This is a genomic window from Kribbella sp. VKM Ac-2566, assembly GCF_004366005.1.
GTDB classification, from domain to species: Bacteria; Actinomycetota; Actinomycetes; order Propionibacteriales; family Kribbellaceae; genus Kribbella; species Kribbella pratensis.
Map to the genome: position 1 here is coordinate 65,630 of NZ_SODT01000014.1, position 11,346 is coordinate 76,975.

An 11,346-nucleotide genomic window follows, 5' to 3' on the forward strand; every position below is an offset into this window, starting at 1 on the left:
CCCCGTGTGCTTGTCCGGTACCCAGCGCGGAAACTGACAGTCTGTTTACTTACAACAACTCGTCGATGCGGTCGTGGTAGCGCCTGCCGGACTTGCCGCCGACGATCGCGGCCAGGAGCGTCAGAATCAGCAGGGCGGCCGCTGCGGCGATGCCGCCGAGCAGGAGGGTGTTGTCGGCGAGCGCGACGTTCGGCCAGTTGATCTCGTCCACCAGGCCGTACTGGCTGTCCAGCACCCAACCGGCGCCGCCGGCGAGCGCTCCGACGAGCAGAGCGATCATCCAGACGCCGAAGCCCTGGCGTCCGCCGTCGAAGCGAGCCAGCCGGCCTGCGACGTACCCGCCGATGTAGAACGCGAGCGTCACCATGAAAATCGTGACCCCTGCCGCGGTGAGCGAGGCCGCGCCGGGCTGCGCCTTCGCATCGCTGGTGGTGTAGTCCAGGATCTCGGCGGTGCCGAGCGCGGCCGCGGCCACGGCGGCCATCAGCAGCACCGACATCGAGATTGCGATCAGCCACCCGAAGAAGGCCGCACCGAACTTGAACCCGCGGTACGAGAGCAGGTCCAGATCGACCTCTGGCTCGGCCTCGGCGGCCGGGGGCGTGCGCAGCGGCTGGTCCGGGTCGATCGCGATCGTGCTCATCGCCCGGCTCGCGGCCGCGCGCGCCTCCTCGTACCGCTGCGTGCTGGCGTCGCCGGCGGGCGTGGTGATCGTGGCGGTGTCGCCGGGGTACTGCTGAGTCATCTCCGCAGGCTCCTCACAGGTCGGTTCGGGGCGGTCCCTACCCGTCCGCACTGCGCCTGACACGGCTGGAGCACTGATTTAACCGGCTCCTGGGGTGTCCTCACTCACCGTCGCCGGATATCGACGCGGAGTGAACACCAGCGAGCCGGCCGGCCGGGGCACAGTACGGGTCTGTGACGAGCCGATCAGGAGCAGGCACCGCATGTCAACCGTTTGAGGATCCAGTTCCGCCAGTGTTGTCACCGTGATCGTCTCCTCCGGCCCGCCCACGTCGCGTCCGACCACGACCGGCGTACCGGGGGAGCGGTGCTGCAGCAGCAGGTCACGGGTCGCCTCCACCTGCCAGGTGCGGGACCTGGAGGCGGGGTTGTAGATCGCTATCGCCAGGTCTGCCTGCGCGGCCGCGGTCAGGCGCTGGGCGATCACCTCCCACGGCTTGAGCCGGTCAGAGAGCGACAACACGCAGTAGTCGTGTCCCAACGGCGCACCGACCCGGCTGGCGACCGCCTGCGCGGCCGTCATGCCAGGCAGCACCCGTACGGCGATATCGGCGTACTCCGGCTCTGCTGCGATCTCTGTGACCGCACTGCCCATGGCGAACACACCCGGGTCACCGGACGAGACCACAACCACCGTGGAGCCCTTACGGGCCAGATCGAGTGCGAACGCGGCCCGCTCCGACTCGACGCGGTTGTCCGAGCCGTGCTTACGCTGACGGGCCCGGTCCGGCAGGCGGTCGACGTACGTCGTATAGCCGATCACGTCGTCCGCACCGGCGATCGCGGCGCGTACCTCCGGCGTCATCCACTCCGGGCCGGCCGGTCCGAGGCCGACGACGGTGACGGAGCCTTCGGTGGCGGTCTTGGTGACAGGGGTGGCGAAGGTGTTGTTGATGGGGCTCGGGAGAAGGGCGAGGGAGAAGTACGGGACCTCGTCCGGGTCGACCTCGTTGAGCGGTGCTGTGCGCTGGGCGTCGGTTGTCGCCCGTTCGACGTACCAGGCCTCGTCGGCGCGGCCGGCGAGTTCGAACGCCTCGCGGACCCCGGCGAACGTGCGGCCGAGCTTCATCACCGCGGCCGCGTCGGTGGAGCGGAGGCGGTCGGCCAGTACGTCGGGTGGCAGGGTGCCGGGCAGGACGGTGAGGATCTCGTCGCGCTCGCACAGTGGGCGGCCGAGTACGGCGGCCGCGGCGCTGACCGAGGTGACGCCGGGGACCACCTCGCACGGGTAGCGGTCCGCTAGGCGCTTGTGCATGTGCATGTACGAGCCGTAGAACAGCGGATCGCCTTCCGCGAGCACGACCACGTCCCGGCCGGCGTCGAGGTGCGCTGCGAGTCGGGCGGCGCAGTCGGCGTAGAAGTCGTCCATCGCGCCCTGGTACCCGCCCGGGTGGTCGGTCGTCTCCGTCGTGAGCGGGTAGACGAGGTGCTCCTCGAGTTGGCCGGGTGTCAGGTACGGCGCGGCGACCGACCGCGCGATGCTCCGCCCGTGCCGCGCACTGTGGAACGCGATCACGTCCGCGGCCCCGATCAATCGAGCCGCTTTCACCGTCACCAGCTCCGAGTCACCAGGGCCCAGCCCGACCCCCCACAGCCGACCAGTCACTCTGCCTCACTCGCAATCGCGTTGATGGCGGCCGCGGTGATCGCGCTGCCACCCCGGCGTCCTCGGACGACGAGGTACTCCAGCCCGAGCTGGTTTGCCGCCAAGGCTTCCTTGGACTCTGCCGCGCCGATGAACCCAACCGGGATGCCCAGCACCGCCGCAGGCCGCGGACCGCCGCCCGCGATGACCTCCAGCAAGCGGAAGAGCGTGGTCGGCGCGTTGCCGATAGCAACAACTGCGCCTTCCAAGTGGTCGAGCCAGAGGTCGACTGCCGCAGCACTCCGGGTGGTCTCGAGCTGCTGCGCCAGCTCAACCGTTCGCGGGTCCTGCAACGTGCAGATCACCTCGTTGTCCGCCGGGAGCCGTCGCCGCGTGATGCCGGCCGCGACCATCTGCGCGTCGCACAGGATCGGTGCGCCGTTCTGGAGCGCGGTCCGGGCGTTCTTCACCACGTTCGGCGACCAAGCCAGGTCGGCGACCAGGTCGGTCATCCCGCACGCGTGAATCATCCGTACGGCGACCTGTGCCACGTCGGCCGGAAGCCCGTCGAGCGCCGCCTCGGCCCGGATCGTCGCGAACGACCGCCGGTAGATCTCCGCGCCGTCCCGCTCGTACTCGTAACTCACACCCGTTCCCCGTCCACCAGATAACCGTTGCCTACAGCAAGAACATCGACGAATCCGGCGCCCGGCTTCCCGCACCGCCGCTCACAACCCGACCAGTGCACCCGCCGCCCCCGCCCAACCACGTGCGCCATCCCACCTTGCATTCTGGCCGCGTCCGCGCGTACATCTGCCAATGCCTTCGCACACCCCGGCTGACCCGCACAGGCCGTGACACCTTCCCAGATGGAATCGGGTGTGGTCACCAGTCCGACCTCTTCCAGCCCGCTGCTATCCGCCGGCACCACAACAGACCGCCACGGCGTGATCCGAACCTCATCCCCAACCCGCACCAACGCGGCAGCCTGCTCCTGCGTCAGACTTCCCAGCGGAACCGTGACAACGAGAGCAGTCCCATGCACCCCAGCGACCACCCGCGCCGTCTCAGCCGGCAGCGCCTCAGTCGCCTGCAACCCAAGCCGCTCCAGGACTAACTTCTCACCACGAGCGACTTCCGCGATCCGCCACTCCTGGTCGCGCACCTCCAGAAACGCCTCCGCCGCAGCCAGCATGAGCTCCGGCACCACGTCCCACTCAACCCGCACAGCGCGGGTCCCGAGGCTCAGCAAGGCAGTGCGCTCGTCCAGCGCTCGCACAGCCACATCTGCCGCTTGCTCGGCCAGATCCCCGCGTCCATCGTCCAGCGCGAACAGGAACCGTCCCGGCAGGTCAGCCAGTGCGGGGCGGTCGCACAGTGCCCTGTCCAGGGCAGTGGCTACAGGAAGTACGTCGTACCTCGATTGCTGGTCCAGACCGGAGAGTGGTGACGCCAGGATGTTGCGGACGCGTTCATGTGCGATCGAGGGCAGCAGACCGGCTGCGAAGAGCCGGTCCGACAGGTCCTGGGGCCCGTCGGCCTGGAGTCCGCGGATTTGTACGTTGCCTCGCGACGTGAGCTCCAGCCGACCGTCACCCAGTTCAGCGGCAGCAAGACGCAGTACGTCGAGCTGCGTCGCCGTGAGCCGTCCACCGGGGACCCGGACGTGTGCGAGACCGCCGTCTGCCGCTTGGTGCACTGCCAGCACACCAGGGCATCGATCGCCTTCAGTCCTCGCCACAGCCGTGATGCTACGTCCCCCGAACCTGGTGTGTTCTGGCACACAGCAGGAACCCGACTGCCAGCAGCGCACACCCGCCTCCGGCCACCATCGTCACCGGCACCGACCACGCGTCCACCACCAGCCCCCCGAGTAGCGCCCCGGCCGACAACACCGCCTGGAACGAGGAGGTGAACCAGACGGTCGCCGCCTCCCGTGACTCGGGCACGGCCTGGGCGAACATGCTCATCGAGCAGACCGGTACGCCGCCGTACCCGAGTCCCCAGACCACGAGGAGCAGCAACGCTCCCGCCGTACTGCGGCCAACCATTGGCATCAGGAGCGTCGCTGCGGCGATCAGCGCGGCACAGGTGGCGAACGTGGTGAGGAGACTGCGAGCTGCCCACAGGCCGGCGACGACATTGCCGATCAGACCTGCGGCGCCGTAGACGAGCAGGAACAGGCCGACGAGCTCTGGGCGCACGACCTCGCGGAGGAACGGCGTGACGTAGGTGTAGGTCGCGAAGTGCGCCGTGACGATCAGAGAGGTGACGACGAGAGCGGTGCGACTGCTGCGGAAGGCCTTGCGGAGTGCTGCGGCGTGGGTGACCTGCAACGGCGGCAGTGGCGGCACTGTGGTGCGCAGTGTGAGTAGTGCCAGTAGAGCGAGAACGCCGAGCGCTGCGAACGACGTACGCCAGCCGGCGAGCTCACCGACGAACGTCCCTGCAGGTACGCCGAGCACCGAGCCGAGGGGGACCGCGGAGAAGATGACGGCTGTCGCTCGCGGCGCCCAGCGCTCCGGGACGAGTCGTCCGGCGAGACCGGCGCCTATGGACCAGAAGCCACCGATAGTCAGGCCGACGAGGAAGCGGGCAACCAGTTCGAGCCAGAACACCGGCGCGGCCGCTGCGAGGAAGCCCGCGACCGCCAGCAGGACCATGAGGACGCAGAGCATGAGGCGTCGGTCCAGCCGAGCCGTCGCGAGCGTGACGACTGGTGCGGCGACAGCGGCGACAAAGCCGGGCATTGTCATCAGCCAGCCGGTGCGGCCCGGGGTGAGCGCGAAGTCGGTGCCGATCGGGCTGAGCAGGCCGATCGGGAGGATCTCGGTGGTGACAATTGCGAAGATCCCCAGCGTCACCGCGCCGACCGCGAACCACTGGATCGTCCGTGGTGCGGTCCGAGTTGTCAGAACAGTCATACGTTCCAGGCAACGTGCCGCGACGCGGGACAGCTCGCGGTTTCGCGACAGCGCGCTCGGCACCCGGCAAGGCGTCGCATTTCCGCGCCCGGAGGAATGATCCGGCTCGGGATGATCTCTGGGTAGATGATCCGAGCTAGTCTCGAAGGTATGGCGCAGCTTCCGGAACGTACCGTCCCCGACCTCACCGGCTACCTCACGCACGCCGGCCACGTCCTGGAGACCCAGCTGTCCGCGGCGCTGGCGGAGATCGGCCTGACGCTGCGGATGCAGTGTGTACTGCGGCACGCACTGGAGGCCGAACGTACGCAGATCCAGATCGCCGAGCTGGCCTACATGGACAAGACCACGATGGTCGTCACCGTCGACGCGCTCGAGAAGGCCGGGTACGCCGAACGCCGGCCCTCCGCGACCGACCGCCGCGCCCGCATCATCGCCGTCACCGACGCCGGCGCCGAGATCGCCGCCGCGGGCCAGCTGATCGTCGACCGCGTCCATGCCGAGGCCCTCGAAGCCCTCGCCGCCCCGCACCGCAAGACCTTCGTGGACGCAGTAACCACCCTCGTCGAGGGCCCCCTCGCCACCCCCGTCACCGCCCAGCCGGTCCGCCGCTCCCGCCAGCGCGCAGGCTGAACTATCCCGGCAGGTACTCCGTCAGCTCCTGCCAGGACAGCTTGCTGTCCTGCGAATCGGCGTGCGGCTCCCGGAACAACTGGACGTACGACGCGATCTCGGACAGCACCCACCAGGCGTCGAAGAGCTCCAACGCCGCGGCCCGTGGGCTGACCGGGCCCGCCTCCGCCTGGTAGGCCGCGAGGACGTCGGTCGGCCCGCCGAGGACCGCCTTGAGGTCGCGTTCGCGCGGCGCGAGCCGCACGGTCACCCAGTCGACCAGGTGCATCCGGCCGTCAGCGGTGCGCAGGACATTGGCACTGTGCGGCTCGCCGTGCGTCACCACCCAGGGCTCGTCCGACGCCTCGATCTCGCGGACCAGCGCGTCGTACCGCGCGAGCTCGCCGCGAACGTGGTCGAGCGCACCGACCAGCCGCAGTCGAGTGGGCTCGGCGTACGGGCCCGCGGACCACGGGCGGTCGAGGTCCGCGAAGAGGGTGTCCCGGGCTGGTATGGCGAAATCCCAACGCTGTAAGGCTTCCGGGGCTGATGCTGTGTGGAGCCGACCGAGGATCCGAGCGATCTGTGCCCGCTCCACTGGATCGTCCCACGTGCCGTCTTCGGTGCTCCAGCCGTCGAGATGCGGCAGGACCGCCAGAGTCCACCCCGGCAGCACCTCGCGAACCAGCCGACCGGATCGATCGGTCAACGGCGACACAACGAACTCGTAGCCGCGGTCAGCCAGTTCCTTGGTCGTCTGCATCGCCGCTTCGATCACCGGCCCGCCGGTCGAGCCGACCCGATCGGCGGTGACGAACCATCGCGGTACGCCGGCGTCGGAGGCGATCCAGTGGTGACTGCCGAAGCCGACCGGCGCATAGGTCACCTCGGCGGCCTGGAAGCCCCAGTGCTCGTTGAGGATCTCGGCCACCAGGTCCCGCGGGATCTCGCTCGGCTCGTCCCTCACCCGGCGACCTTAACCGCGGCCCCGGTCGAGGGGCAGCTCAATTTCGTGGATCATTCGGTAGGAGATCGTCTGTTACAGAACTATCTGTTATGGTCTTTTCAGTCAACGACTGAGGAGAGACCTGTGGACGTGGATGTGGTGGAGTCGGTGGGGACGCGGGCGCGGGGGAAGGCGCTCGTCGTTCTGTGCGTGATGCAGTTGATGATCATCTTGGACGGGACTGTGGTGACGGTTGCGTTGCCGACTGTTCAGGCGGAGTTGGGGTTTTCGCAGGCGGGGTTGGCTTGGGTGATGAACTCGTACCTGATCGCGTTCGCCGGCCTGCTTCTGCTGGCGGGACGGATCGGGGATCTGATCGGGAGCAAGCGAGTCTTCGTCGCGGGGCTCGGGTTGTTCACCGCGGCGTCGTTGTTGTGCGGGGTGGCGGGCAGTGCGGAGGTGCTGATCGCCGGCAGGTTCCTGCAGGGTGTCGGCGGGGCGCTGGCCTCGGCGGTGATCCTGGGCATGATCGTGAGTCTCTACCCGGCACCGGGGGAGCAGGCGGGGGCGATGGGCGTCTACAGCTTCACGGCTGCCAGCGGTGCGTCGATCGGGCTCATCTTCGGTGGGGTGATCACTCAGACCATCGGCTGGCACTGGGCGTTCCTGATCAACGTCCCGATCGGTGCGGTCGCACTGGCGTTCGCCGTACGTCTCCTCGCGCACCAGCCGGGACTCGGTCTCGCCAACGGTGCTGACGTACTGGGCGCCATACTGGTGACCGCAGGGCTCTCGCTGGGGGTCTACACGATCGTCCAGACCGCTGAACCGCAGGCGATGCTGACTCGCACGCTGGTACTGGCCGCTGCCTCGCTCCTGCTGCTGGCCGCGTTCGTCGTACGCCAGTCGCGCATCAAGAACCCGTTGCTTGCCCTGCGCATCTTCAGGCGCCGTCAACTCACGGTCGCCAACGGCGTAGTCGTACTACTCTTCGCCGCCGGTTTCGGCTTCCAGTTCACCACCGCCCTGTACGTGCAGCGCGTGCTCGGCTACGACTCGCTCACCACCGGCCTGGCCTTCCTGCCTGCGCCGCTCATGAACGGGCTGATGTCCCTCTCCCTCGCACCGCGCCTCACCGTCCGCTTCGGCCCACGGAAGATGCTGATCGCCGGACTGGTCGTCTTCCTGCTGGCGCTGCTCTGGATCAGCCGTGCACCAGTAGACGGCTCGTACGTCGTCAACGTCGGACCAGTGCTTGCAGTGATGGGTGCCGGCATCGGTGTGGCCATCCCGGCCTCGATCATGCTGGCCATGTCCGGTGCGGACGTCAGCGACGCTGGACTGGCCTCAGGACTCAACAACACCGCCCAGCAAGCCGGTGCAGCTGTGGGCACCGCGGTACTGGCCACCCTGGCCGCATCCACCACCTCACACCGCCTCGCCGGAGGTGCCGGCGACCTGCTCGCATTACGTGACGGCTATGGCGCCGCGTGGCTCGCAGCGGCCGGTTTCGTACTGGCAGCCCTCCTGCTGTCGATCAGCCTGCTCCGGACCAGCCCCCGCTGACGGCTACTGTGGCAGGGGTGAGTATGTCGAGAGACCCCGACCGCCTTGTTCTGTTCTCCGACGCGGTCGTGGCGATCGCCATCACCTTGCTGGTGCTGCCGCTGGTCGACCTCGTGCCTGAGGTGAAGGCGGAGGGTGGTGACGCGGTCAGTGTGATCAGCGAGCACCGCCAGGAGATCTTCACGTTCCTGCTGAGCTTCGTGGTGATCGCGAGCTTCTGGCTGGGGCACCACCGGCTGTTCGAGCACATCCGCGCCTACACCCCGGCCATGATGCGGGTGAACCTGCTGTGGTTGCTCACCATCGTCGTACTGCCGTTTCCGACCGAGATCGTCGGTGCCTTCGACAGCGACGAGTTCACGGCCGGTCTCTACATCGGCACGATCCTGGCGCTCAGTGTGTGTCAGTCCGTGCTCACGTGGATGGTCCGTGGTCACAAGGAGTTGGAGAGCCCGGACAACCCGATCGGGCAGCAGGAGCTTGTCGGCTCTCTGCTGCTGACCGGGTTGACCGTGCTTGCCTACCTCCTGGCGTCGCTGGTGCCAGGCGTGCACTTCTACGCGATGTTGCTGCTGCTGTTGTCGCCTGTCTTCATGCGGGTGTGGAAAGGCCGCTCCAGAACCCGCACTGGTGCTCAGCAGTCAGATTGACCCGCTTGATGCCGCCCTGGTCCGTCGGCGCGAGTGAGAGCCCGTCGACGGCGTGTACACCGGTCGGCGACCAGTGCGGTCGGTCGGGTCCGTTCGGGTTGCCGGTCCGCGCGAACGCCGTCCAGTAGTCGATCATCTGGTTCGACAGCCTCTGCTGCGGCTGCGACATCGGGAAGTCGTACCCGCCGAGCCGGAACAGATACGGGAGCTCCATAGCGTGCGCGGCTCCCAGCCCGGGCGCAGCGATCGGGGAGTGCTTGTCGGCGAACTCGTACGCGTACACCGGGACCTTGCGCGCCGCCTGCTGATCCGTCGCGACCTGGGTGCACGACCAGATCCGGTCCGTGGTCACAGCACCCCACGCTGCAGCTGGTGACTCGTAGCGCGACTGCGGGTAGTGCCGCAGTACCTCAGCCGCCTTCGACGCGCCGACCATGTTCTTCACCAGCGCCGGGTAGTCCTTGATGTCCCCGAACGCGGCCAGCCACCCGTTCGCCTCGTCGTGGTTGTTCCCGGAGATGATCGGCACCCGGTGGAACAGCCCGGCCTTCATCGCCTTCGCCGGACTGAGCGGTACGACGGGATTCCCGCCGTACCCGATCTGGGTGAACTGGAGCATGTCGTCAACCAGTACGTCGGCCTTCATGCCGCGCAGGCACTCGAGCGTCGTGCAGTGCTTGCCGGCGGCCCACTCCTTGCCGTTCGCCTGCACCCGGCTGACCGGGATCCAGGGGGAGTCCGCGGCCTGACCCGGGTACTGGCTGTTGTCGGCCCAGTTGAAGGCGCACGAGCCGCTCTGCATGATCGCCTTCGCGAACAGGCCGGTGGCGGTCGGCGAGGTCAGCTGTGCGCACACGCTCATCCCGCCGGCGGACTCACCCGCGACCGTGACGTTGCGCGGGTCACCGCCGAACGCGCCGGCGTTGCGCTGCACCCAGCGCAGGGCGGCCTGCTGGTCCTGCAGACCGAACGTGCCGGAGCCCGGCAGGCCCGGGTACCCGAAGAAGCCGAAGATGCCGAGGCGGTAGTTGACCGTGACAACCACCACGTCACCGCGGGCGGCGAACTTCGACGCCTCGTAGCTGCTGCCGGCCCCGGAGAAGAACCCGCCGCCGGGGATCCACACCACGACCGCCCGTGGTTTCGCGGACGGCTTGGCGGGAGTCGTCACGTTCAGATACAGGCAGTCCTCGGCGGTCGAGCCGTCCGGCGCCTCGGAGTTCGCCTGCTGCGCGCACACGCTGCCCGGCTTGGACGCCCGTACGCCGGTCCAAGCCTGCACGGGCTGCGGCGCCTTCCACCGCAACGCCCCGACGGGCGGAGCAGCGTACGGAATCCCGTCGTACACCAACGCATCCCCGACAGTCTTACTAGCCACCAACCCGCTGTCAGTCCGTACAACGTTCTGCTGCGCCGCTTCACCAGGTCCGGCCAGGCCCACCAACAGCCCTACCGGCGCCAACGCGGCCGCCACACTCACCAAGAGTCTCTTCATGCCAGGAGCGTCGCCTACAGCACCACGGCCCGACTTCGGTCCTGCGGCCAGAGCTATTAAGACTTTGGTCTACGTCTGAGCAGGTAGGTGTCCATGATCCAGCCCTTGCGGTCGCGGGCCTCGGCGCGGACCTTCTCGATCTCGGGTGCGACCTCCCGGAGCGGACCGGAGATCAGGAGCTCGTCGGGCGTACCAAGGTAGGCGCCCCAGTAGATGTCAGCGTCCTGATCGACATGCTCGGTGAACGCGGTCTGCGCGTCGAGCATCACCACGACGTCGTCCACCCCGTCCGGCCACTCCTTCGCGAGCCGGCGGCCGGTGGTGATCTGGATCGGGCGCCCGACCTGGTTCAGCCCGACCTTGTGCCGCGCGGCGAGTGTCGACACGCTGCTGATCCCGGGAATCACCTCGACCTCGAAAAGGAGTTCACCGCGGGCAAGGATGTCGTCCAGGATCGCCAGTGTGCTGTCGTACAGCGACGGGTCGCCCCACACCAGGAACGCGCCCACCTGGTCCTCGCCGAGCTCGGTCGCGATCAGGTCCGCGCAGACGTCGGCCCGGCGCCGCCGCCAGTCGTCGACCGCCTCGACGTACGCCGACGTCGTACGATCCCGCTCCGGGTCCTGCCCGACCACGACCCGGTAGTCCTTCGACGTCGCGTACCGCCGCAGGATCTCCGACCGCAGATCCACCAGCTCCTGCTTGACCTCGCCCTTGTCCAGCACGAAGAACACGTCGACGCGGTTCAGCGCCGACACGGCCTGTATCGTCACCTGCTCCGGATCACCCGCACCGACCCCGACAACCACAATCTCCCGCATGCG

Annotated in this window: 11 protein-coding genes; 3 read left to right on the forward strand and 8 right to left on the reverse strand. The window is 68.2% G+C overall.

Features of this window, described 5'->3' with window-relative positions; genetic code table 11:
• Window positions 1–49: 49 nt before the first annotated feature.
• The 5 genes from EV647_RS34345 to EV647_RS34365 form a co-directional block, all read right to left on the reverse strand.
• The gene (locus EV647_RS34345; RefSeq protein WP_134010557.1) at window positions 50–745 is read right to left on the reverse strand and encodes a hypothetical protein; all 696 of its coding nucleotides are present in this window, start codon (window positions 743–745) and stop codon (window positions 50–52) included.
• A gap of 78 nt (window positions 746–823) precedes the next feature.
• Window positions 824–2,350, reverse strand: a complete 1,527-nt coding sequence (locus EV647_RS34350) for a precorrin-2 C(20)-methyltransferase (protein ID WP_134010559.1) — start codon at window positions 2,348–2,350, stop codon at window positions 824–826.
• Window positions 2,347–2,976: a precorrin-8X methylmutase gene (locus EV647_RS34355; RefSeq protein WP_134010561.1), complete on the reverse strand. Its 630-nt coding sequence runs from the start codon at window positions 2,974–2,976 to the stop codon at window positions 2,347–2,349. The genes EV647_RS34350 and EV647_RS34355 overlap by 4 nt, the downstream gene beginning before the upstream one ends.
• On the reverse strand, window positions 2,973–4,070 hold the full coding sequence (locus EV647_RS34360) for a nitrite/sulfite reductase (RefSeq protein ID WP_238177547.1): 1,098 nt from the start codon (window positions 4,068–4,070) through the stop codon (window positions 2,973–2,975). Before EV647_RS34360 ends, EV647_RS34355 begins: the two co-directional genes overlap by 4 nt.
• A 10-nt stretch (window positions 4,071–4,080) precedes the next feature.
• On the reverse strand, window positions 4,081–5,253 hold the full coding sequence (locus tag EV647_RS34365) for an MFS transporter (RefSeq protein WP_134010563.1): 1,173 nt from the start codon (window positions 5,251–5,253) through the stop codon (window positions 4,081–4,083).
• A 150-nt stretch (window positions 5,254–5,403) separates the two neighbouring features.
• Between EV647_RS34365 and EV647_RS34370 the strand changes: the two genes are divergently transcribed.
• On the forward strand, window positions 5,404–5,886 hold the full coding sequence (locus EV647_RS34370; RefSeq protein WP_134010565.1) for a MarR family winged helix-turn-helix transcriptional regulator: 483 nt from the start codon (window positions 5,404–5,406) through the stop codon (window positions 5,884–5,886).
• Window position 5,887: 1 nt separating this feature from the next.
• Here the strand turns inward: EV647_RS34370 and EV647_RS34375 are convergent, their stop codons facing one another.
• Complete coding sequence (locus tag EV647_RS34375; RefSeq protein ID WP_134010567.1) at window positions 5,888–6,832, reverse strand: phosphotransferase enzyme family protein; 945 nt, start codon at window positions 6,830–6,832, stop codon at window positions 5,888–5,890.
• Between the two features lie 123 nt (window positions 6,833–6,955).
• On the opposite strand from EV647_RS34375, the gene EV647_RS34380 reads away from it, so the two are divergent.
• On the forward strand, window positions 6,956–8,377 hold the full coding sequence (locus EV647_RS34380; RefSeq protein ID WP_238177548.1) for an MFS transporter: 1,422 nt from the start codon (window positions 6,956–6,958) through the stop codon (window positions 8,375–8,377).
• 23 nt (window positions 8,378–8,400) lie between these two features.
• The gene (locus EV647_RS34385; protein ID WP_238175866.1) at window positions 8,401–9,027 is read left to right on the forward strand and encodes a TMEM175 family protein; all 627 of its coding nucleotides are present in this window, start codon (window positions 8,401–8,403) and stop codon (window positions 9,025–9,027) included.
• Here the strand turns inward: EV647_RS34385 and EV647_RS34390 are convergent.
• Window positions 8,969–10,522 (reverse strand): carboxylesterase/lipase family protein, encoded by a 1,554-nt coding sequence (locus EV647_RS34390; protein ID WP_134010571.1) that lies wholly within the window; start codon window positions 10,520–10,522, stop codon window positions 8,969–8,971. The genes EV647_RS34385 and EV647_RS34390 overlap by 59 nt on opposite strands.
• Before the next feature lie 56 nt (window positions 10,523–10,578).
• A complete protein-coding gene (gene cobF / locus EV647_RS34395) occupies window positions 10,579–11,343 on the reverse strand; it encodes a precorrin-6A synthase (deacetylating) (protein ID WP_134010573.1) in 765 nt (254 codons plus the stop codon).
• Window positions 11,344–11,346: the final 3 nt, after the last annotated feature.

Coding starts and splice junctions, on each gene's coding strand:
- EV647_RS34345 (WP_134010557.1), bottom strand. CDS start 745: ATGACTCAGCAGTACCCCGGCGACACCGCCACGATCACCACGCCCGCC.
- EV647_RS34365 (WP_134010563.1), bottom strand. CDS start 5,253: ATGACTGTTCTGACAACTCGGACCGCACCACGGACGATCCAGTGGTTC.
- EV647_RS34370 (WP_134010565.1), top strand. CDS start 5,404: ATGGCGCAGCTTCCGGAACGTACCGTCCCCGACCTCACCGGCTACCTC.
- EV647_RS34385 (WP_238175866.1), top strand. CDS start 8,401: ATGTCGAGAGACCCCGACCGCCTTGTTCTGTTCTCCGACGCGGTCGTG.
- EV647_RS34390 (WP_134010571.1), bottom strand. CDS start 10,522: ATGAAGAGACTCTTGGTGAGTGTGGCGGCCGCGTTGGCGCCGGTAGGG.
- cobF (WP_134010573.1), bottom strand. CDS start 11,343: ATGCGGGAGATTGTGGTTGTCGGGGTCGGTGCGGGTGATCCGGAGCAG.